Below are 24,339 nucleotides of genomic sequence, written 5' to 3' on the forward strand. Positions count from 1 at the left end.
TAATGAATAATGATCAGCTAGTGGGCATTGACACCCAAAGGCGCGTTCCCTCAATAGAGTCTGATTGCAGGTGAATGCTCAACTGCTGTATTTCAGCTATTTTACTGGCTAAATACAAACCATATCGGACATTGCCTATGGCACTTTCGGTGGTGTTGCGCTCAAAAGCAAGGCGACATTCTGACTCGAGTATTGCACTGTTATTTGCAAACATGCACACAACCGCATCATCGGTTCGTTGAATAATAACTTTAACCGCCGCGCCCCTTGGCGATGTGTGAATAAAGTATTGAAACATCACATTGAACATTGAGCGGCTCAAATCAAGTTCAGCAAACACCTTAATGTCGGTATCATCAAATACCTGTAAAGTTTCTAAATTGCGTTGATTCAGGCTAACCAAATTAACCCGCATAACCTCTTCAATTAATTCAACAATATTGAATTTTTGTGGTTTGCATGGATAAATATCATCCTCCACTGTATGCAGGGTTAAAATCACATCTATTAGCTGTTTCATTCTTTTACTGCCATCAGCAATAATAGAACTGATGGTTTCTACCTGAGTTTTATGATGAACATTTTTTTTGATCATGGTGGCCGATTCGGCAATTAAGGTGAGTTGGTTTTTCAGGTGATTTTGCAATAACTCAGCATAATCTCTTTTCATTTTAATGGTTTGATATATCTGATCAATTTGCTGGTTTGCTTGACGACGAGCCTGAATATTCTCAACATGGTTTTTCACCCTGACAGCCAGTTCTAGCGGTAAAATAGGCTTAACGAGGTAATCCACCGCTCCCAGTTCAAAGCCTTTAACAATGCTGTGGGTACTGTCTTCACCACTTAAAAAAATCACATCGATATGGCTGGTTTCTGGATGATCTTTTAACTTAGTCAGTAAGCTAATCCCATCTAACTCTGGCATAACAATATCCAATAAAATTAAGTCTGGTACTGGATCGCGCTGGCAAATACTGAATGCTTCTACTCCTGAGCGAGCAAGAGTCACTTGATAATTGGGGCGCAGTAAATCATTTAGCGATTGACGCACAACAGCATCATCATCCACCACCAAAATAGAAAATGCTTCCGGCTGATTATCGCTCACATTCGCTACGGCATTGACCGCACTTGGCTGACGATGAATTGCAAAGGGTTGATTGAGTGCGCGACTGATCCGCTCTTTAAAAATAAGAAAAGTGAAAGGTTTAACTATGTATTGCGAGATCCCGGCCTCAATGGCCTGCTTCACCAAGGAGTGTTCAACAATGCTAGAGATAATCACAAATGGAATGGGGCGTACATCTAAATCGGCCTGAATATGACTAAGTAAGGTCAACCCATCAAGTCGAGTCAATGTTAGCTCTGACACCACCAAGTCGATATGGTGAGAGCCAAGATAACTGATCGCCTCTACCCCATCCTTAGCTTGATACACATTTTTAAAGCCCATTTGCAATAACATTCTGGCAATGGTTGCGCGCATATTGTCAACACTTTCAACCACTAACACATTGTACTTATTAAATTCATTTGCCATAAGTTAGTCCATTAAATCAATAAGCAGGGATGGTGCTCTAGCTTTGATACAGCTCTAACGGTAAGCCATCGGGATCGCTAAAAAAGGTGTATTTTTTTCCGGTATATTCATCCACTCGTATGGGCTCGATTGCAATGCCATGTTGCTGCAACTGTGCCACTGCATGACTAATATCATCAACACAAAATGCCAGATGACGTAAGCCTTGAGCTTCAGGGTAGCTAGGTCTTATTGGGGGGTTAGGAAATGAGAATAGCTCGATTTGTGTGCCATCTGGCAAGGCTAAATCAAGCTTGTAGGAGTCTCTTGCTTGGCGATAGTTTTCTGCTATCACTTTGAGTCCAAGCACTTGGGTATAAAACTGTTTTGATAGTTGATAATCTTGACAAATTATCGCCGCGTGATGTATTCCTTTCAGCATAACCGTCCTCAAAGCAAAACCCTGATATAACAATCGTATTACAGATTAAGTCTATCAGGGTTTTGTGATTTAAGTTATCGCTAATCAATTCTGCAGATAATGACGATTACACGCCGACTTCACCGCCATCATTTTTGCGAATGACAACAGTGGCCGCACGAGGGCGAATTGTTGTCCCTGCGGGCGTTGGCTCGGCAGCATTGTCTGAATATGGCCAATTATCCGGATGCTGAATATTAGCAAATACCGTGCTGTAGTCTGGCGAAATAGCAAAACCAGTCACTTCGCAGCCATTTGGGCCCACAAAAAAGCGCTTCAACTGAGCCTGAGTTTCAGCTGACACAACTTGCTGTTTGTCATCAGCATCAACCAAGGTTGATGGTACAATGGCTAGCATTTGATCGTTAGTGTACTCTGTGACTTCATCAGCGCCATTATCAGTTTGTACCCACAAAATCCCGCGCTTATCAAAGGCTAAACCGTCAGGGCTTGCAAACTGATTTAAATCATTTAAGCCTGAGCGATTCGTCGCTTCGTCAGCGCTAGTCGGTGCACCAAAGACAAAAATATCCCAGCTAAATTCAGTGGCTTTGTCACCTTCATCCCAACGGATAACATGACCAAAGCTGTTGTTTAATCTAGGATTGGCAGGATTTGTGTCAGTGGTGCGCTTGGTGTTGTTGGTTAGAGTTAAATAAACACTGCCAGTAAAAGGATCAACTGCGGCCCATTCAGGGCGATCCATTGGTGTTGCGCCAACTAAGTCAGCCGCTCCCGCAGTGTTTAAAATAATCGCGGCAACTGAATCAAAGCTATCCGCTAGGGTATTCCCTTGCGTGGTGATGCTATCTAAGGTTAATGGCAACCACTCACCTACCCCATCTTCACTAAACTTAGCCACATATAAAGTACCGGCATTCATGTACTTATCGCCCATGGCGATGCGGTTTGAGCTATTGGCATCGGCTTCATCCCACAGCGCATCAGACACAAACTTATATAAATATTCAAAGCGTGAGTCATGACCTGAGTAGAAGGTAATCGGCTTACCCGCTTCTAACTTGCCAAAGGTGCAGCCTTCATGACGAAAACGTCCCAATGCCGTTCGCTTAACAGCACGAGAGTTAGGGTTGTAGGGGTCAATTTCAACAATATAACCGTGGCCATTGGCCTCGTTGCGGTAATCACTTTGCGCACTTGATCCACTTGCAGTGATATCAAAGCGAGCAAACTCATCTAAACGCTCGTCGTTATCTCCTGCTAAATGGTTCCAGCCATAACGGGTGTCAGATGTTGAAATACCAATACGACGTTGATCGTCAGTTAACTCGCCTTTATTGACAAAATACCCCGGCCAGTTTTCTTCACAGGTTAAGTAAGTGCCCCAAGGTGTGTAGCCGTTACCGCAGTTGTTCAATGTGCCACGGGCTTGACTACCATCTGGCGAGTAACGGGTTTCTAAATACGATGTATAAGCTAATGGACCAGCGATATCCATTACCGTTGCCCCAGTAAAGCGGCGGTTATGAGGATCGTTTTCTACCACTTGCCACATGCCATCTTTTAATTGAATCCGTACCACGGAAACACCATGAGCGTTGATCTCTTTACGAATTTCATCAATAACTGTGCGCTTGCCGTTTGCATCAGCGGTTGGGCCCATTGGGTGCAGCGCATTTTGATCAATATATTCATGATTAATACACAACAAGCCATCATCGGCGGCATCATTTAACGGGAAAAAGTGCATGCCATCATGATGCATGCCTACGGCATTGGCTTGATCTTCTGCGGTGTTGGAGCCATCCGCTTGCCAAGCATTGGCTTTGCTATTGAGCGGCGTGCCCCAAGGCGCTAACACATAGGCCGAGTATCCCGCAGGAATCGCAACCGCATCAGTTTTGGAACCCGCGATAGAATCAAAACCTAATACAGCAGAGCTTTTGGCAGGCGGTGTTGTCGTTGGTGGCGTGGTGGTTGGTGGCGTTGTTGTACTTGCGTTGTTATCTGAGCCGCATGCGCTTAAGCCAACACCCGCAAAGGCGGTCATGGCGCTGAGCCCTAGGCCACGTTTAACAAAATTACGACGCGACAAATGCTTTTCCATCACTTGCGCAAAGGGCAAATTATTACTTTGATTGTACTTAGTTGGGTCGAAGGTTGCCTTGCTCATAAACTTTCCTTAAGTATGCTCACGGTTTAATTAGCGGAATAAATTCGTGAGCTAAAGATAAGCTGAGTTTATGACAAATTGGTGCAATCAAGATGACAAGCCGATGGCGGTTTTATGTCAAAACCATGAAAGCCCAAGCGCTGAGTTTTAGATCCTTTAGGCTTGAAGATTGAAGATTGAGGATTGATGGCCGTTAGGCTCGCTAAGCGCACTTAACTATAGCGGCATTGAATTATAGCGGCACTTAACTTTAGTAGCACTTAAGCACTGCCACATATAACCAAAGCCGCATTTAATAGGCTATTTTCGCTTTGATTGTGCTAAGGCTTTTTGACGTGCTTGTTGTTTCAACGAGCCTTTTTTGGTTTTGCGCGTAACCGGTGCCACTTGGGTTAAATCTGGTTCAAAACCCGGATACCACTGTTGCGGCAAACGCCTATCTAAATAGGTTTCAAGCTTAATCAATAATGGCTCATCATCAATACTCAGTAAGGTGATGGCTTGACCCTCTTGCCCTGCTCGGCCGGTGCGACCAATGCGATGCACATAATCTTCTAGCTTAAAGGGCAGTTCCATATTGACCACATAATTAAGCTTTGCAATATCCAGTCCTCGGGCGGCAACATCGGTGGCAATTAATGCCGTCAGTTTATTAGCTTTAAAATCACTAAGCACTTGCTCACGCTGGGCCTGTGACATGTCGGCATGCAACGCTGCGGCATTGACCTTCAATTTAGCCATAGTGGTCGCTAAGGCATCGGCACCTTGTCGTGTTCGACTAAATACCAATACCTGCTGCCAATTTTCTTGCTTAATTAACTTAGCCAGAAGTGCGGGTTTATTGTTGGCGTCAACATTAAACACCCGCTCAACAATGGTGGCTGCGGTGGTATTACGCTGGCTAACTTCAATCACTTTCGGTGAGGTGAGTAATCGCTTACTAAAGGAAAACATTCTGTCATCTAAAGTGGCCGAAAACAGCAAGGTTTGACGCTGTTTGGGCACGCGTTTTAACACATCAATAATTTCATCTTTAAAGCCCATATCTAGCATTCGGTCGGCTTCATCAATCACCAAATGGTTAATCTGGCTTAGGCTGGTAGCTCGCTGACGTACTAAATCTAATAGTCGCCCTGGGGTGGCTACAATAATATCGACCCCAGCAGTTAACTGCTTTATTTGCGATTGGCTACTGACCCCCCCGTATAACAATGCGCTTTGAATATTGGAACCACGGGTATAACGGCACACATTATCAAATACCTGCTGCGCAAGCTCGCGAGTAGGAGTAAGCACTAACATGCTCGACATAAAGGCTGTGGCGCTTGACGCTGAGGTTACTGATGCGCTATTCACTTGCTCATTTGCGAGGTTATTCTTGGCCGATTGCTTAGCCAAATTATGCTTTTTAGCCAAGATCATTTGGATTAACGGCAAACAAAATGCGGCGGTTTTACCTGTGCCAGTTTGAGCACCTGCCATAACATCTTGGCCTTGTAAAATGATCGGAATAGCTTGAGTTTGAATAGGTGTCGCCTGAGCGTAATTGAGCTCAGCGAGACAAGATAATAATGGTTGCTTTAGCCCTAATGATTCAAACGACATGTGCGCCTCACTTTAATGGTAAGGCGCAATTTTAACATTGATTTGAATATTGCTAACAGCGTAGCGTGAATAAAAAGGGCTTTACCTAAATTAGTCCTGACAAATCGGCTCTGTTGCAAATAATTGCGGTGCCAGGATGGGCATCATCCCTTTAAGTACTTGCAAGGGGAGCGCTGAGGTAAAGCTAAAATCATCTGCTTTTTCACCGGGCACAAATGCCGTTAACGTACCAAAGTAGTTATCGCCTAAATAAAACGCAAACGTGGCGGTACGGTTGGTGGCAATTGAGGCCACTTTACGGCCATTACGAATTTCAGTGGCTAGGCGGTTATCTCCGGTGCCAGTTTTGCCGCCCACTTGCAGCAATTGGCCTTGATAATCAACCAATACGCCATTTAATCGCCTTGCCGTTCCCTTTTCAACCACATTAGCCAGCGCCTTTTTAAGCGCTGCGGCCACATCCGCATGCAGTGCGCGAATAATTTTAGGCTCGCTTTGCGCCAATTTAACTTCGTATGGCGTGTTAGCCGCAAAGTGTAACTCGTTCACTCTGATGGTAGGCACACGATATCCGTCATTTTGAATAATTCCCATAAGCTCTGCTAACGCTGCGGGGCGATCGCCCGAGCTTCCCAACGCGGAGCCTAATGACGGCACAATATAATCAAAGGGATAACCCATACGCTGCCAGCGTTGGTGAATACTTAAAAACGCTTCAACCTCTAGCATCACTTGAATGCGGACATCGCGGGCATTTTGATGGCGAGTTTTAAATAACCAACGATAGACTTCTTGCAGCCTTGGTTGACTGTCTTGTAGCACTTGGGTTAATGAGGCTTGTGGCGAGTCAGTTAAATAACTCAGAACCCATAACTCCAATGGATGGACTCGGGCAATATAACCTTGGTCAGCCAAATTAAACTTATCTTTGCCGTACTTGTTATACAAGGCATTGATTTCACGGTCGGTAAATGACTTATCAGGCAGGCGCTCAGCTAAAAACTGTTTCAACTGTTTGCCATCATTATTGGGATGCAAATAGCGAAAAGTGGCAGCGAGTTTATCTTTTTGCGCACTCACGCCATCAAAAAATCGATCAAGTCGCTCTTCAGGCGTGAGCGACTGATACTTACGGTAAAAGCGTCTTACAAACGAACTCCCCTCACGGGTTGCATAGGCTTTAAGGTACTCTTCGCGGCGCGGGTCTTTATCATTACGTAGCAATTGCGCCATGCTACCTTCACTGTTGTAACTGCTGCTGTAGTTAACAATATCTTGCATTAAACGAACAAAGGGCAAGTTCACTGAATCTTGCAAGGCCTCATACAAGGTGGGCGTGAGACGGTCTTCTTTACGGTTAAAGTTACTAAATACATGCAAGCCACCACCGGTAAAAAAACGCTCGTTAGGCGAGGCTGAATAGGTTCGCTGTAGCGCGGCATCGAGCATTCGCGCTAGGTTTCTATCACGGGTTTCAATTAAATAATCAACCACCCAACGAGTAATATGATCTTTGGCTTCCACATCTAAGCGGCGTAAATCGGCCACTGTCATGTCGGAAAAACGTTGCTGTAACTCAGCAATAATATCCAAATAAGTGGCAAGCACCCGTAACTTAGCGGTTGAACCTAGCTCAAGCTTACTGCCTTCATTAATATCAAAAGGTTGATCTGTGCTGTCTGTTTGTATCCGAACCCGATTGGCATTATTGGCTTTTTCATACAGGGTGAAGCTGTAAATTACCTTAGGTAATTGCGCTTTGGTCAGTAATCGCTCTCCGATTAGTCCCGCATTTTCGGCTACATCTTCATTAGATAAGCTGCGTAAATACCGGCTGATCTGTTGCTGCAAATCACCATGAAATGAACTAGTAATAGCTAAATCAAAGCGGTCTAAATCATACAAGCTACTGGATAATATGCTGGCCGTACGTATGCGCACCGCATTGATCGCTTTATTGTTCGGGTTATCATTTATCACTTTGCGGCCATCAAACACTAAACGCTGCTGCATGGCGGAAGTCATTAAATTAGGTTCAATTAATGACTCACTTACCAGTAGACGTAAATGGCTATCAACCAAGCTTTCAAGGTCGTCATGCCCCTGTAACAAGTAATAAGACGGGCGACGCTGCGCAATCATTAACGCTACAATTTGCCGAAATACTTGCCCACGTTCAGCGGCGTTTTCAGCCGTATGAGGTGACATTAATAGTTGATTGGCACGTTTAAAATCGGTTTTAAACCAAGCCCACAAGCCGTCACCTAAACCGTTGACCTCGCCAAAACCCGGGGCCGAAGAGAGTGGCACAGTATTTAAATAATCTTGTACGATACGCTGCCTCGCGGCAAGGGTATTTTCACCTTGCTGATATACGCGGATCATCGCTGAACCTAACTGCAACAGCTTGTCTTCAATACTTAATGTTAAGCCATATTGAGAATGACGAAACTTTTCAATTTGTGTCGCCAAAGTGCTGCCACCAGCTTTAGACATTTGCAGGCCCACTTTAGCGGCCACTTGGCTACTTGCCGCGATGACAAATCGGGCCAATCAATAACAGGGTTATAGTTTGGCTCAGGGTTCCACATTTCACGGTTTTCAATAAACAGTAAGGTATTAATCACTTCACTTGGGATCATATCGCTATCTTGATAAACCCGCTTTGGGTAAACCGAATCAAACACCACTTGATGACGACAATCTTGAATAGTTAACCCTGATTGGGCTTTTTCATGATAAGGCGGAAAAAAACCATATTGAGTATAGTCTTGCAACATAGGCGAAAAGTGAGCTTGTTGCTGCACAATAAAACCATTGTTTTTTAGGTTTTCAATATGTTTAGGAAGTTCAGTGTAGCCATGACGCTTATCAAATGGGCCATAATGGGGATAGATAACCTTATTGGTTTCAAATGGCACTAGTTGATAGGTAAGCTGTTTTGCATACCAGTTCAAAATTTTAGCTTGGTAATGAGAGGTTTTAACCTCGTAGGCTATAAAGACTCCAAGCACAATCATCAGCAATAAAATAACCAAGATAAGCTTGGTTCTTGAAGCTCGCTTAGGCATTGTTGGGTGAAGCTGAGAAAGTTCAAACTGACTATCAGGATTGGGACTCGACACAATCACTCCGTTGAAAACAGGTCTTTAAACTGCTTTGACATCAATATGTCACTATTAAAACCGACTGTTAAGCCTATACTAAAACCCAGTATAGCAAACGAGCTAATTTTATCAGATGCCAGCACATATAAGATAGATAGCGACCGCTGAAAACCAAGATATAATTGCGTTAAGCAAACAAATACTAAAAAGATAAGTATTAAATAAAAGCCATTAAAATTAACAGAGGGATAACGTGCAACCATTACCGCCGCGTTTAAGATTAGGGTTAGCTATGTGGTCGCAACCACAATGGCAGCAAAGCGTGTATGGTCACGCAAAAACCACACAGCGGTTAGAGAAATATGCACAAATATTTAATACCGTTGAAGGTAACACTACCTTTTATGCCTCACCTCAGTCCAGTACGGTTAAAAATTGGCGCGATGCTACAGATGATAATTTTAGGTTCACTTTTAAGCTGCCAAAACAGATCACCCATGAACTTAAACTTCAAGGGGCTCAAGCCGCGATTAAGCAATTTTTTGATTTAATGGAGCCATTGTTATCTAAAACAGGCATATGGAAAATTCAATTACCGCCTCAGTTTGGCCCAAGTAGTTTACCCACCTTAGCGCAGTTTTTAAACCAATTACCCCAGCAATTAACCTATGGTGTTGAAGTAAGACACCCCGCATTTTTTAATAAAGGTGAAACCGAGCGACAATTCAACCGTTTATTGCAGGCTCATAACTGTAATCGAATTATTATCGATACTCGTCCAATATTTTCCGCCCTACCGGATAATCCAGCGATTATTGATGCGCAACAAAAAAAGCCTAATGTGCCTGTTCACCCTATTGCGACAGCGGATCAACCTGTGGTGCGCTTTATTGGCCAGCATGATCTAGCTATTAATCAACAATACTTTACTAAATGGGTGACCAAGCTGTGCCAATGGATTCACGAGGGAAAACAGCCTTACGTATTTATTCACACACCTGATAATTTTCAAGCGCCAGAACAAGCCTTGGCACTTTACAATCAATTAAAACAAACCATAGGACAAAACATACTGCCCAATATTGAGTTAAATCCATCTATTGCTCATGACTCAAACCAGCTAAACCTGACATTTTAAATATAAAAATCAATCACTTAAAATCATAAAAGATGCTACATAGATAATTATGCTAACTCCTTTTGAATCAGGTCAACTAAAACGCTTCTCCGACAGAAAAATAAATCGCACTATTATTATTGGATGAGCGAGCATAATCTAAACGTAAATTAATTCGCTCGGCGGGTTGCAGCATAAAACGCAAACCAATACCGTATGAAGGAATGATATCGTTGGATTTATCAGTATGATTCACATCGTCCAACTTGCCTGCACCAACAAAGCCAACTAATCCCCAACGTTTATGAAAACGCCACCGCGCTTCAGCTTCAGTTTCTATCGAACCTAACGCCATATATTCAGTTGACGAAAAACCACGCAAACCTAAGCGACACGCGGCCCATAACGGCACGTCACCCTCTTTCATACAGCCTTTTAATTTGTATGCAACAGTGACAGATTCATGCACAGGGAAGTAACCATCAAATTCCAACGAATAAGATTCAAAATTATTGTCACTGCCAATTGCATCATTAAAAACAGTGCCATTTAGCTTAAAGTAGTAACCCTCATAGGGGTTAGTTGGCACATCCCGAGAGTCGTAAATGATCCCCGCGCCTAATCCTGCTGACACAATTTCATTATTTAAATCAAAATGAATTGAACTAATATCAACATTAAAATCTTGTTCAAAATCAATAAATATTCCATTTATGCCAACAAACCAATTACCGCTAATACGCCGTTCTAACTCTAACAACGCACCATAACCGGTAATGTCCCAGTCAACAGCGATGGGCAAACCAATAAACTCAGTGGACACTAACGGCAACTTTAAATCGGCATAGGCTATTCCGCCTTTTAAATGCCAGTTATTGTTATCCCAATAACTGGCATGCCCCACAGCGGCTCCCCAGCTATCATTGCTAGAATAAAAACCTGCTACACCGGTAACAGAAGGAGGTTGAATGGCTTTTTGTTCGTTTGTTTGTGGGTAAAAATAGCCAACAAGACCCGCTAAACCAGAATCGATAGTGGGGTTTGAAAAAGGGATAGGCGCAGCAACAAAGTTTCCTTTATTAACCGTTAGAGGTGCTTGGTTTTCTTTTAAATTAGGCACTAATGAACTTTGTTCATTCGTTGCGCTTTCAGCTACAGCGCTTTGCTGTATCTTACTGGCATTGGCCGTATTATCATTGTCAGCAAAAACAGCTGCTGGGGTTAACATCATCCCCAACAATCCCACAGCAATAGGATTTAATTTAGAAGATACCATTTCATATTCCCTTAAGTCACCGGCCATCATTTAGCGCACTAATTAATTAAGTTAAGCATACCACTCGCTACATCTTACTTAGCCACTTTGTTTAAAAATCTGATACTTTTTATTCTATCTAAGCTGTCCATCGACATTAGCTTACATGCTAATTGAGTCAATATTGACTTAATATCTGATTTTAGAACGCAACTTTCACTTAGAACAAGGCAAATTGTGCGTCGATAGCGGGTCTATTTCAAACAAGCCTATAAAAAATGCCAATCAAAAGATTGGCATTTATCAGAAGGTTAGTAGTTAATATAACCAATTAACTACAATGTTGATTAACTTGCTTGATACTCTGCAAAATAACCATCAAGGACAGCTCTTGTTTCACGGCCTATTCTCTCATAATCATGGTGAGTTAAGTTAGCTAGTGATACGCGCGCTGAAGCATGAACAACATCAAATCCTTTTCCTGGAAGTAAAATCACCCCAGTTTTGTGCGCTAACACAAATAGGAAGTCTTTACCTTTATCGTTGTCTTTAAACCATTGCACAAAGTCTTCACCGTAAAGTTTGCCACCTAATGTGTCTAACTCGAGTAAGGTGTAGTAATCAACACGATCTGCGTTTTCTTCAATTTCAACGCCCATGTTTTTATACAATGTAGTATAACGCTCACGAATGATACGTTTACAGGCGGCTTTGTAGTTATCTTCTAAGTCCATTAAACAACTTAATGAAAACAATGCCATTTGCACCTGTTGTGGTAATGCTAAACCAGCAGTGTGGTTTAGTGCTACAGCACGACTGTCAGCTACGATACGATCAATAAACTTAATGGCTCTTGGTTCTGGCGTTAGCGTTTTATAACGGTTATCTAACTGTAATTGGTGTGCTTCTGGTAATGCGCGCATTGCATCATCAAATACGTTTTTATAGTGGATACCGATAGTCCCTAAACGCCAGCCTGTTGCCCCAAAGTATTTTGAGAATGAATACACACATAACGTGTTATATGGCAATTTGGCAAATAGCGAAATAAAGTTGTCTGCAAACGTGCCATATACGTCATCTGTAATGATGAACAAGTTTTTACGTTGTGTGTTAACAAAGTCTGTTAAACGGTCTAACGTATCGTTTGAAAACTTAACCGATGCAGGGTTTGCAGGGTTAACCACACACAATAGCTTAATGCCAGTATCGGCTAATTTCTCAATTTCAGATTGTGGTAACTGCCAGTTTTTTTCATCTAAACGTAATTCAACAATTTCTAACTCATATTCTGCTAGCTCTGGAATTTCTAAATAAGGCGTAAAGATAGGGGTAACTAATGCTACTTTGTCCCCTTTTTTGAGTAATCCATTGTTAAACATTGATGCAAATGTATAAGCCATTGAGGCAGTGCCACCTTCAGTAGCAAACAAGTCAAAGTCTGTAGTCATTGGCATTGGACCATACATTTCTTCACCTATGTACTGCTTAACCACTTTTTCAATGTTGGTTAACATACGTGAAGGAACTGGGTAGTTACAGGCTAAAAATGCGTTTACAAATTCGTGTAAAAAATCTTTTTTATCAATACCTAAACGGTCATTAGCATAGCTGATTGCTTTTTGTAAAAACTTAACACCATCTCTGTTTAGATTTGCTTTAGCGAAGGTATCAAAGCGTTCTACAACACCGACACCATCAGGAATACCGCCAAAACCTTCATTCAAGTATGAATAGCTGCGCTCAGATTCTTCGATTGCAAAATCACCTAAACGTAAGAATGCTTTGCGCGGTAAGGTCGCTAAGAAATTTGGGTTACCACGACCCGCATCTAATAAAATACGATCTGGGACGGCTTGAGCTACTTCAATCAATTTATCTTTTAGTTCAAATGGGCTTAAGTTTGCAAACTTAGTGAAATCAATTACTGGTGCCGCTTGAGTGTTTACTGTAGTCATAATATTTTACCTATTTATCAATTCTTAAATGGTTAATTTGGGAAGTAGTCGACAAGGAAAGACGTCACTCTCATCGACTATTTAGGGTAATTATTGGCTTGAAATAATGCCGACAATGATTGGTCCCCAGAGGGTGAGTAATACATTGGCGATGGCATATGTCACAGTGAAAGCAAATACCGGTGTCGCATTACCTGCTTTTTCAAGTAGGGCTGCAAAACCAGGGTTAGCACTTCGACCACCGGCCACACACGCTAACGCTTCAATCGGATTTTTAATCTTGAGTACATAGTACGAAATAAAGAACGACACGATTTGTGGAATAATGGTTACCGCTACGCCTAGGAACAATAAGGTTAACCCGTTCTCTTTAACCATATCGATAGCTTGTGGCCCTGCTTGTAAACCCACAATCCCGACGAATACCGCCAAACCAAAATCACGTAAGAAGTTAGAAGCACCCAATGGTAGTGATGCCATATTAGGTTTACGGCTACGCAACCAACCTACGAATAGACCTGATACCAAACAACCTGCACCTGAACCAATCGTGACTGGAATACCGGCTATTTTGAAGTTAATCAAACCAATTAATAAGCCGCCTACCATACCTAAACCAAACAGTACGTAGTCAGTTGAAAATAATGAAACTAAACGTTTACCAATGCCTTTTTCGATACGGTTAATATCTTTTGGTGAGCCGGTAACTTGAATAATGTCATCTTTTTTAACAATAAAATCTGCAGAAATATTTTGTGAGTTACCACCACGGATCACGTTGGTAACATAGACACCTCGTAGTGTATCAGCGTTAGTTTCAGCTTTGATCTGTGCCAGTGTTTTACCGATTAACCGTTTGTCATTAGCAACAAGTTGACGATTCTCTTCTATCAAAACCATTCCACGTGGTAGTGCGACTTCATGCTTGGCGGACTCAATATGGCCAGCAATAGCTTGACGAAGTCCGGTTACCACTAAAATGTCGCCAGCTTTAATCACAACTGATTTATCAATCTCAATGCTTTGACCATCTCTTGATATCATTTCGATAGCTGTATCAATAAGCTCACGGTTAACATCTTGAATATTTTGACCAATTAACTTGCTGTCTGCAGGTATTTTATAAGCACGAGATACGAGATCTGTCATCGCATTAAATTCACCAGGAGCCAGCTCTGGTTTACCGTCTGACATTTTTTCAGCCAGTTTTAATGCTTCCTCGCGAATATCCCACTTCATGAAGGATGGAATTAACCAAGACACCATTAAAATAGGACCTAACGAGCCAAAAATATACGTAACAGCGTAACCGACAGCTACATTGGTTTGCATCAAGCTTTGGGCTTCTTCCGTCATACCACCCAGTTTAGAGATAGCATCACCGGCTGTACCAATAATGGCAGACTGTGTTAAACCACCAGCAGCAAGACCTGCTGCAGTACCAGTATCTAGATCAAATATCATTGCTGCAGCAAGTACACAAAGTAACCCAGTAACTGTCATTACTACGGCTGAAAGCAGGATATTAATCGTTTTAAAGTTTAATGCTCGGAAGAACTGTGGGCCGCCTTGATAACCTACTGCGTAGATAAATAAAGCGAAAAAGATGGTTTTGACACCAGGGTCTATTTGCACTCCAAATTGACCGATTAGTACACCCATCAACAAGGTTCCGGCAACACCACCAAGAACAAAACGTCCTATGGTAATTTTACCGACTAGGTACCCTAGTGCGAGTGTAATAAACAGTGCAATGTAGGGCGAAATAGCAAAAAGATTGCTGATAATACTCATAATAAAAGCGGCCTTCATTGTTAACTAAATTAGAAGCGAAGTATTTATGGAACATCGCGAGATAAAAGATACAAAGTGAGAAACCACATAAGGTAATCAGTAAGTTGATGACACAGTTATGATGCAAGTGCCTCTCTTTGTCTTGGAAGCGATAATATCGTCGGGGTGACATTCAAGTTAATCTCATTTGATGGGTTAAACCATTCAAAACCAACAACCACGACAAGAAAACAAATCTAAACCATTGATTTAAATATGTTATATGCAATAGCCAACTTGAACACTGGACGACATACTGATAAAAAAATATTAAAAAGGTTGTTATTTAAACAAGCGCACCAACAAAATAAGATAAGATACTAATTTTTATAATAAATATATGTATGATGGATTAGGTAATATTAGGTATTAAAGGGGGGATATAACAGAAAATACCGCTAAGAATTCCTTAAAAAAGTGAGATTAAAAATTCAATTTGAACTGTTTAAATCATATTTTTTTACTATGGTATGAGTAATCTGTATTTACTTGACTCAATAACCAGAATTTGGATTAAACAGTAATGAGGTAATTAAGGGTTATCTATAGAAGATTACAGCTAGCCAGCTGTGGAAAAAAAATAAGGACTGCAATTGCAGTCCTTGATGTCATTAATATTAATAATTTAACTAGCCATAAGTATAACTCGCACCCAAGCCTAAAGGTAAACCGATAGACCAATAGACCAATAACCAAGCACTCCAAATCGTTAATAATGCCAAGCTAAATGGCAACATCATTGAAATCAAGGTACCAATGCCAATGTCTTTTATATATCGCTGACAGTAAACAACCACCAATGGAAAATACGGCATTAACGGTGTGATAATATTTGAGCTCGAATCACCAACACGATAAGCCGCTTGCGATAAATCAGGACTAATGTTTAATTGCATCAACATAGGCACTAACACTGGCCCAATTAACGCCCACTTAGCCGAAGATGAACCAACAAACAAATTCACAAAACCCACTAAAATCACCATGCCGATAACAGTCACTTCAGCAGGTAAGTTCATCGCTTTAAGGCCGCCTGCGCCCTCTACAGCAATTAATGCACCTAAATTTGAAGCAGAAAAAGCGGCAACAAATTGAGCACAAAAGAATGCCATCACAATGTAATGTGCCATGCCACTCATCGACTTTGACATGGCCTGAACCACATCGCCAGAGTTTTTAAAGCTGCCTGTCATAAAGCCATATACTAAACCTGGCAGCACAAAGAAGATGAAAATTAACGGCACAATTGACTGCATAAGCGGGGCACTAAAGCTCGTGAGCGAACCGTTAGCGTCTCTTAGTGTCGAGGTCTCAGGAATAGTTAATGAGAAAAAGCCCACAATCGCCGCTAACATGACAGCTGATGCCACTCTAAAAGCTTTTAGCTCTTTGGTACTGACCGCTTCCATTGCAGGCAAATCAACGTCTTCACGCTTTACTTTATGGCTACGGTTGAGCCTTGGCTCAAGCACTTTATCGGTTAAATACCAAATTGTCAGGGTGATAGGAATACAAGATGATGCCGCAAAAAACCAATTATTTAATGGATTAACTTGGATATCAGGATCAACAATTTGCGCCGCTGATTGCGTAAAGCTTTGTAACAGAGGGTCAATACCTGATGGTATAAAATTAGCGCAAAATCCCCTGACACGCCCGCAAATGCTGCAGCAATACCCGCTAATGGGTGACGTCCTACAGTAAAAAATATCACCCCAGCTAATGGGATCACCACAACATAGCCTGCATCGGTTGCGGTATGAGAAATAATTCCCACAATGACAACAGCCGGAGTTAACAGTTTTGCGGGTGTCACTTTTAGCATTTGTTTTAGGGCGGTATTGATAAAGCCAGACTGCTCAGCTACCCCTACACCCAGCATTGCCACTAACACCACACCTAATGGTGCAAACGCAGTAAAGGTGGATACCATAGAAGTTAAAAAGTGAGTTAAAGCTTGTGCGCTGAGTAAATTGTTCACCACAATAGGGCTATTGGTGCGTGGATCGATGGCCTCAAAACTCACGCCTGATAGCAAGGCTGAAATAGCCCACACTGTAAACATCAATATTAAAAACAGCATTGCGGGATCTGGGAGCTTATTACCGACTCGCTCAATACCATCTAATGCTTTACCTAAAAAACCAGGCGCTTTGTCCATGGTTTTAGTTTCCATTGTCATTTTGATTCCAACCTTGTCATTCTCTTTATAAGCGCTCACATTAATATCATTACAATTAACATCGTACCATTAACATTTTTGATGATTATCCACCAATTGAGTCGCCATTTTAATTTTTAGCGGCTTAGTTTATTTAATAAATATTTAAGCAAACTTAAATTTTTCAACAAATAAGCGTAGGATATTAAATAAATTAGTATGTTAGTTAATAAAGAGATGCTTTGGTTAGTCAAAACTCATTTCTAAAAAATAACCTTATCAGGTAAACCGCTAGATAAAAGATGATTAAATGGGTAAAAAGCACTAAAAAATCTATAATGTTACTTTTATAGCATTCCTAATAAACAAACATAAAAAAACCAGCAATTCTGCTGGTTTTTTGATTAGATAAGCAAAGAATCTTATGTTGTTTTCACTTTCCAGTTAACGGTTTCGCCAGCAAAAAATGGCACTATGGGGTTACCGTTTGGCAGAATAATTTCTGTTGGTACTGTCCATTGCTCTTTCACCAAGGTCACTGTCCCTGTGTTACGAGGCAAGCCATAAAAGTCAGCGCCGTGTAAGCTGGCAAAGCCTTCTAATTTGTCTAATGCACCTAAGTCATCAAATACTTGAGCATACAACTCTAATGCGCTCCATGCGCTGTAACATCCAGCACAGCCACAAGCTGACTCTTTGCGGTGTTTTTCGTGCGGAGCTGAATCTGTGCCTAAAAAGAACTTACTTGAGCCGGTTGCAACAGCAGCTTGCAATGCTTGTTGGTGAATATTGCGCTTTAGCACTGGTAAACAAAAATTATGTGGACGCACGCCACCAACTAATAAGTCATTACGGTTTAGCAATAAATGTTGCGGGGTAATGGTTGCTGCCACATTGCTTGGCGCTGCAGCAACAAACTCTGCAGCCTCTTTAGTGGTGATGTGTTCAAATACCACTTTAAGAGTTGGCATTGCGGTGACAATCCGTGATAAATAACGCTCAATAAACAGTTTTTCACGATCAAAAATATCAATATGTGATTCTGTCACTTCGCCATGAACTAACAGCAACATGCCTTGCTCAGCCATTACTTCAAAAATAGGGAATAATCCATCAAGCGCTTTAACTGCCGCGTCTGAGTTAGTGGTGGCGCCCGCTGGGTATAACTTGGCAGCCACAACACCAGCCGCTTTGGCGTCGATAATATCTTGCGCTGTAGTGTTGTTGGTTAAAAATAAGGTCATTAACGGTTCAAAATGGCTAGCCGCTGGACGCGCTGCTAAAATGCGCTCACGGTAGTCAATCACCATTTGAGCAGATGTCACTGGCGGCACTAGATTTGGCATTACAATCGCACGTTGGAATAATCGTGCGGTGGCTGGAACTGTTTCTTGCAGCATGTCGCCATCGCGAAAATGTAAGTGCCAATCATCAGGTGTGGTGATAGTAATTTGCGTCATGATCTGTCCTATTTTTCACTTTCCGGCTCTGAACCTAAGCTCAGCAACGTCAAGGCTATATGCCCATTTTTGCCGGCTATTGTGCCTTAAAGGCATATTGATTGACAGGCTGACATATCAAAAACACTGTGCGGGATTTACGATATGCTTTAAACAAAAACACCGAATTAGCGATAAGCATAATTCGGTGTTTTATCACAAATATAATAACCTAGAACACTAATTCAATACCTGCAAAGGCACCTTTAAACTGCGTGTCTTGCGTGGAACCCGAGAAACGAGTCACATCAAAACCAAAGTCACGGTAGCCCACACGAACTTTTGTATCTAACGCTGTACCTTCAAAGTTCCAACCTAAACCAGCGCTGTAATCATGCACGCTGGTTTCATCAATGCCTAATAATACGTCAGCAAATACATATAACCCTATTCCAGGAATACCCACTTCAGCGTTGGCGTAGGCCATGACAACACCGCTATCGATATCGCGCTGAGTGGCGGTGCGGGTTAACTCTTCGCCAGCATAACCATCAATACGTAATGAACCATGCATTTTTTTGTAGGCAGCACCGAGATCTAGCGCAACTAAATCGTTATCTAAAATCTCGTAGTAAAGCACAAAGTCAGTATTGCTTAAGTCGTTATAGGCCGTTGACTTACCGAAAAAATCTACTCCGTTAAAATAAAAATCGCTGTCGGTTTGTTTGCCTTTGCCTTCTAACTGATTTTCACGGATTTTAATGTTTGGCACAAATGGAATTGGATGTTCAATGGCAATCCAAACACTACCTTGCGACTTTGAGTCATAATTAAAAGATTGAGCAGGGCCGGTTCCGCCACCAAGGTTGCTGTCGGCATTAAAGGTACCGCTAGTATCAGCTTGCCAATAATCGCCACCCACTTTAAAACCAAGTACAGTTGCAGCTTGTACAGAAGAAACACTTAGCAAACTTAACAAGCTTGCTGCTACAAGAGTTTTGTTCATTTTTATCCCTGAGAAAGTAAATTAGTTAAATCAATCACGGCTGCATTGGCACGTGAAATATAATTGGCCATGACTAATGAGTGATTAGCCACTAAGCCGAAGCCGTCACCATTTAATACCATTGGGCTCCAAACGGTTTGTTGAGTTGCTTCAAGTTCGCGAATAATTTGGCGTAAGCTAACTTCAGCATTTTTCTTTTTTAGTACGTCAGCAAAATCTACTTCAATGGCTTTCATGAAGTTCAATAAGGCCCAAGCACTGCCGCGACTTTCGTATAGTACGTCGTCAATCTTCCACCAGCTGGTTTTAATTTCAGCGCTCATTGCGGTTGGCGTTGACTGTCTAGCACCTGTTTCACCGGCTAAATCGGTATTTAAGCGGTCTTGGCCTACGCTGGCAGATAATTGTTGTGACATATTACCTAAGCGTTTTTGCACTTCTTTTAGCCACTCATTTAAGTTATCCGCGCGAGCATAAAACTGAGCATTGCTATTGTTAGGGTCACTAATTTTAGCGCGATACAGTTTTAATAATTTTACGGCGTCGCGATATTCACTTTCGGCGCTAGGCACTAACCAACTAGTGTGCTCGATATTCAGCTTTGAGTGAGCAGCTAATAAATCACTGTCAGCTGAAGATTGCGATTGCGAGCGACTAAACTCTTTACGCATAATTAAGGCTAAATCTCGCGCTTGCTCTAATGCGCCAAATTCAAAGGCCGGCATGTTATCCATGAATAAAGAGGGTGGCATCACATCATTAGATAACCAACCACCTGGTTTGTCTAACAAAGCTTCCATCGTCGCAATTAATGAATTTGTAGTTGCATAGCCAATCACTTGTTGACCTTGCTCAGATTGTGCTGTTTCAGGCTCAATAACATCTGGTTCGATACTCCACCAGACACTTACAAAATAACCAATTAGGCCAACAAATGCGGCAACGGCAACAATTTTATTCCGTGTGATTTGCATTGATACAACTCCTTAATGTTGGTGATGATGCATACTATGATCTTGCTCAGTTTGACTCATTTGCTTTAATACGGGTAACTCAACGTCAAGTTGCTGTTCATTATCAAACACTAAGGTTAAGGTAACCTTAGTATCTATCGTTAACGGCTTGAGTAATGATAATAGCATGATATGGTCGCCTGACGGTTTAAGCTGTAAAGCACTATGGGAGGCGATATCAAACCCATCAACTTGGCGCATTTTAACAATGCCATTATCTTCAATAATGGTGTGCAGTTGGGCTTCTTTAGCGATATCGGTTTTAACAGCCACTAATTTCACTGCATCTTCAGTATGATTTTCTAACGTGAGGTATGCCGCTGTATTAGGCACTGAAGCTGGCATGGCGCGCACATAACCATCAACTAAAACAACGTTAGCAGAAGCGGCAAATGATAATGATGCCAGCATTAAAGAATTAAACACATGTTTGAATATTGCTTTCAATGTCATAAACTCCGGTTAGTCCCTGATCCTGTTTATAAAGGAAACAACGAGTGAATCATATTACAATGCGCGATGAGCAAGGCGTACGCATCATTAGCTTTAATCGTCCAGAAAAGCGAAATGCCTTTAATCTAGATATGTATCAACAGTTAACAGAATACCTTATCGAAGGTGATAGCGACAATGACATTCGCGCCTTTATGCTTCATGGTGAAGGAAACTGTTTTACCGCCGGTAATGATATTGCCGATTTTTTACAAAGTGGCAAGCTAGATGAGCATCACCCTACCGTTAAATTTCTGTTTTGCTTACTTGATCTACAAAAACCTTTAGTGGCAGCGGTATCTGGGCCCGCAGTTGGTATTGGTACTACATTATTAATGCACTGTGACCTTGTTTATGCCGACAGCAGTGCTAGGTTTCAAATGCCTTTTGTCAATCTTGCGCTAGTCCCTGAAGCGGCATCAAGCTTATTATTGCCCTTGATTGTTGGCCAACAAAAGGCGGCAGAACTTATTTTATTGGGTGAGGCTTTTGACGCAGAAACGGCGGAAAAATTAAACTTAATCAATCAAGTCGTGAATGAAGATGTTATTGAACTCGCGCTATCAAAAGCCAAAAAATTAGCTAGCCAACCACCTGAATCATTACAAGCATCCCGTCAATTACTTCGTTACAATCAGCAACAAGTGAGACAACAGATGCAATTAGAACTGGTACAGTTTGATCAACGTTTACATAGTGATGAAGCTAAAAAGCGTTTCCAAGATTTTTTAAATAAAAAGTAGTTATCGCTTGGCACTCTATTTCAGTGTTCTTCAGCGCACATACTTATTTGGACAAATAAGTACCTGAAATAGAGAGCGATTAATATTGTGAATGCTTTTGCGACACCATCATCGCCATCACAATATAGGCTAATAAAGTGACCACTGGGTTAGCGATAAGAATGAACACGCTAATCACCCGAGTCCACATCACTGACCACCCAAATTGCTTGGCCAAGTAACGACATACACCACACATTATTTTTGACTTATAAGTCAGTTTTTCAATCAACTTTTCCACTTTAACCCCCAACGTTTCAATTATGCTTGTGAGTATTTATTGCAAACTATAACTCAGGTTTGGCTTTGCAACTTACTGATCAAATTAGCTAAAATAGCGCAACCCATAAAACTCAGTAACGGCAAGATTAGTATTGTCAGCAACGGTTTTACCAAACCTAAGTATCCAATAAGCATCATTACTTTTGACCCGCAGCAGTAACTAATGAGCGCTGAGTTGCTTGCTGAGTAATCGTTTCAGTTTGCGCCTCTGAACTCATATCAAAAACCTGCTCAGCAATTTGCGTTTGTAGCGATAATATGAATTCTTGCTTGGCATTAGTTAATAATTCTTGGCTCGCTTTAGCTATGTTTTGCTCTACAACAGTCACGGTATCTTGAAATATTGATGAGTTAACTTCAGCAGCAAAACTGTTGGTTGACATTAATATAGCAACGGCACTAACACCGACGATATGAACTAAACGATTTTTTAAATTTAATGTAGACATGATGGCTTCCTTTTCTAAAGTATTGTGGTTAGCAAACTAACTAACCGGTTACATACTAGGTATTACAAAGGACGTGCCAACTTTAACAAAACAAAGTAAACCATTGTTTTAAATGAATATAAAATAAAAATAACAAGATGAACACAAACAACAAAAGAGCAAAAAACAAACAAGTGGTCAATTTCACCAGTGAGTTAGTTATTTTCACCATTGCTAAAATTAGCCATAAAAAAAGCGCTCAATGAGCGCTTTTTTACCATCACATTCTATCAATCTTTCGGTGCATTTTCATACATCGACGCAACAGCGTCACGGACAACTTCAATACCAGCACCAGTTTTATGGGCATTTTCACTTAAATGGCGACGCCAGCTACGAGAACCAGGTAGACCTTGAAACAAACCAATCATGTGACGGGTAATATGATTTAAACGCCCACCCTGTTGAATATGACGCTCGATATAAGGCACCATTTTTTCAATGACCTCATCGCGACTCAAAATAGGCCCAGAGCTGCCAAACAGCTGTTGGTCAACTTCTGCCAGCATATAAGGGTTTTGATAAGCTTCACGGCCAACCATCACGCCATCAAGCTGCGCTAAATGCACTTTTGCTTGCTCAAGGCTGGTAATACCGCCATTAATGGCAATGTTCAAATGCGGATAATCACGCTTTAGCTGGTAAACACGATCATAATCTAATGGCGGAATTTCACGATTCTCTTTGGGGCTCAAGCCTTGCAACCAAGCTTTACGGGCATGAATAGTAAATTCGCTGCAGCCTTTAGCTGAAACGGTGTCGATAAACTTGGTTAAAAATTCATAACTATCTTGCTCATCAATTCCAATACGGGTTTTGACGGTTACCGGAATATCAACCACTTGCTTCATGGCATCAACGCACTCAGCAACTAAATCTGGCTCAGCCATTAAGCAGGCACCAAAGCGACCATTTTGCACTCTATCAGAAGGACACCCCACGTTGATGTTCACTTCATCATAACCACGCTCAGCAGCAAGCTTAGCGCAATGGGCTAAGTCTTTAGGGTTTGAACCGCCCAATTGCAAGGCTAATGGATGCTCTTCATCGTTATAAGCAAGGTAATCGCCTTTGCCATAAATAATGGCGCCAGTGGTGACCATCTCAGTGTAAAGTAGCGTATTCTCTGACATCACACGAGCAAAATAACGGTAATGACGATCAGTCCAATCAAGCATTGGAGCTATGCTGAAACGGCTAGTTGGGAATGCTTTCATAAAAAACCAATATAGAGTTAACAATCAACTAAAGGCCACTAAGCATAACTTGAAGCTAGGCGGCAATTTTAAGATTGGCGATTATATCAGAAAAATACCTTTGAAATACGACCGGTGAAACAGTTGAAAGTCAAAGTCTGTAAAGAAGACTAATAAACCATGGCGATACCCTGTTTTAGAAAATAATACTAAAGAGATTGAAGAAACGTAGTGTTAAATGACCATCCACACTTAGCAGCCCTGTATCTGCATCGTGACCTCCTCTACAGAGCTGGTATGTAAGTATTCAACATAACATTGCTCTCTCACTAAGTTACCTGTTCCATGTCAAATGCAGGAAAACCCATTGTCTTCGTATGAATGAAGTAAAGAGTCTGCAAATGGTCAATCAATCGCTCAATTTTTTAATACATTTTTTCGACAACAGTCATCAAATCCGATCGTGTA

Annotated in this window: 16 protein-coding genes and 2 pseudogenes; 2 read left to right on the forward strand and 16 right to left on the reverse strand. The window is 41.5% G+C overall.

The window, feature by feature from the left end; translation table 11 throughout:
* Positions 1-13 precede the first annotated feature (13 nt).
* The 5 genes and pseudogenes from HBH39_RS15175 to HBH39_RS15195 form a co-directional block, all read right to left on the reverse strand.
* Positions 14-1,543, reverse strand: coding sequence for an ATP-binding response regulator (locus tag HBH39_RS15175; RefSeq protein WP_167679516.1), 1,530 nt, complete (start codon positions 1,541-1,543; stop codon positions 14-16).
* A gap of 37 nt (positions 1,544-1,580) precedes the next feature.
* Positions 1,581-1,964, reverse strand: a complete 384-nt coding sequence (gene gloA2, locus HBH39_RS15180) for an SMU1112c/YaeR family gloxylase I-like metalloprotein (RefSeq protein ID WP_167679517.1) — start codon at positions 1,962-1,964, stop codon at positions 1,581-1,583.
* Positions 1,965-2,070: 106 nt separating this feature from the next.
* Positions 2,071-4,137 (reverse strand): PhoX family protein, encoded by a 2,067-nt coding sequence (locus HBH39_RS15185; protein ID WP_167679518.1) that lies wholly within the window; start codon positions 4,135-4,137, stop codon positions 2,071-2,073.
* Positions 4,138-4,437: 300 nt separating this feature from the next.
* Positions 4,438-5,742: a DEAD/DEAH box helicase gene (locus HBH39_RS15190; RefSeq protein WP_167679519.1), complete on the reverse strand. Its 1,305-nt coding sequence runs from the start codon at positions 5,740-5,742 to the stop codon at positions 4,438-4,440.
* A 90-nt stretch (positions 5,743-5,832) separates the two neighbouring features.
* Positions 5,833-8,813 (reverse strand): annotated as a pseudogene (locus tag HBH39_RS15195) (transglycosylase domain-containing protein).
* Positions 8,814-9,141: 328 nt separating this feature from the next.
* Between HBH39_RS15195 and HBH39_RS15200 the strand changes: the two are divergent.
* The gene (locus HBH39_RS15200; RefSeq protein WP_167679520.1) at positions 9,142-9,987 is read left to right on the forward strand and encodes a DUF72 domain-containing protein; all 846 of its coding nucleotides are present in this window, start codon (positions 9,142-9,144) and stop codon (positions 9,985-9,987) included.
* 76 nt (positions 9,988-10,063) lie between these two features.
* On the opposite strand, the gene HBH39_RS15205 is transcribed toward HBH39_RS15200, so the two are convergent.
* The 8 genes and pseudogenes from HBH39_RS15205 to HBH39_RS15240 all read right to left on the reverse strand — a co-directional run bounded on the left by HBH39_RS15205 (position 10,064) and on the right by HBH39_RS15240 (position 21,084).
* A complete protein-coding gene (locus HBH39_RS15205) occupies positions 10,064-11,242 on the reverse strand; it encodes a BamA/TamA family outer membrane protein (RefSeq protein WP_167679521.1) in 1,179 nt (392 codons plus the stop codon).
* 326 nt (positions 11,243-11,568) lie between these two features.
* Entirely contained in the window at positions 11,569-13,179 is a 1,611-nt protein-coding gene (locus tag HBH39_RS15210) for a bifunctional aspartate transaminase/aspartate 4-decarboxylase (RefSeq protein WP_167679522.1), read from the reverse strand.
* Positions 13,180-13,269: 90 nt separating this feature from the next.
* Complete coding sequence (gene aspT / locus HBH39_RS15215; protein WP_167679523.1) at positions 13,270-14,973, reverse strand: aspartate-alanine antiporter; 1,704 nt, start codon at positions 14,971-14,973, stop codon at positions 13,270-13,272.
* A 668-nt stretch (positions 14,974-15,641) separates the two neighbouring features.
* Positions 15,642-17,194 (reverse strand): annotated as a pseudogene (locus tag HBH39_RS15220) (AbgT family transporter).
* A gap of 401 nt (positions 17,195-17,595) precedes the next feature.
* Entirely contained in the window at positions 17,596-18,633 is a 1,038-nt protein-coding gene (gene pyrC, locus HBH39_RS15225; protein WP_167679524.1) for a dihydroorotase, read from the reverse strand.
* Positions 18,634-18,844: 211 nt separating this feature from the next.
* Positions 18,845-19,618: a TIGR04219 family outer membrane beta-barrel protein gene (locus HBH39_RS15230; protein WP_167679525.1), complete on the reverse strand. Its 774-nt coding sequence runs from the start codon at positions 19,616-19,618 to the stop codon at positions 18,845-18,847.
* 2 nt (positions 19,619-19,620) lie between these two features.
* Positions 19,621-20,592 (reverse strand): DUF2333 family protein, encoded by a 972-nt coding sequence (locus HBH39_RS15235; RefSeq protein ID WP_167679526.1) that lies wholly within the window; start codon positions 20,590-20,592, stop codon positions 19,621-19,623.
* 12 nt (positions 20,593-20,604) lie between these two features.
* Positions 20,605-21,084, reverse strand: coding sequence for a copper chaperone PCu(A)C (locus HBH39_RS15240; protein ID WP_167679527.1), 480 nt, complete (start codon positions 21,082-21,084; stop codon positions 20,605-20,607).
* A gap of 44 nt (positions 21,085-21,128) precedes the next feature.
* Between HBH39_RS15240 and HBH39_RS15245 the strand changes: the two genes are divergently transcribed.
* The gene (locus tag HBH39_RS15245; protein ID WP_167679528.1) at positions 21,129-21,866 is read left to right on the forward strand and encodes an enoyl-CoA hydratase-related protein; all 738 of its coding nucleotides are present in this window, start codon (positions 21,129-21,131) and stop codon (positions 21,864-21,866) included.
* A 79-nt stretch (positions 21,867-21,945) separates the two neighbouring features.
* Here the strand turns inward: HBH39_RS15245 and HBH39_RS15250 are convergent, their stop codons facing one another.
* From HBH39_RS15250 to dusA, 3 genes are all read right to left on the reverse strand, one after another.
* Positions 21,946-22,146: a PspC domain-containing protein gene (locus HBH39_RS15250; protein ID WP_167679529.1), complete on the reverse strand. Its 201-nt coding sequence runs from the start codon at positions 22,144-22,146 to the stop codon at positions 21,946-21,948.
* 178 nt (positions 22,147-22,324) lie between these two features.
* The gene (locus HBH39_RS15255) at positions 22,325-22,636 is read right to left on the reverse strand and encodes a hypothetical protein (RefSeq protein WP_167679530.1); all 312 of its coding nucleotides are present in this window, start codon (positions 22,634-22,636) and stop codon (positions 22,325-22,327) included.
* Positions 22,637-22,905: 269 nt separating this feature from the next.
* Complete coding sequence (dusA, locus tag HBH39_RS15260) at positions 22,906-23,892, reverse strand: tRNA dihydrouridine(20/20a) synthase DusA (protein ID WP_167679531.1); 987 nt, start codon at positions 23,890-23,892, stop codon at positions 22,906-22,908.
* Positions 23,893-24,339: the final 447 nt, after the last annotated feature.

Origin of the sequence: Shewanella aestuarii, from assembly GCF_011765625.1 — a bacterium.
Classification (GTDB): Bacteria; Pseudomonadota; Gammaproteobacteria; order Enterobacterales; family Shewanellaceae; genus Shewanella; species Shewanella aestuarii_A.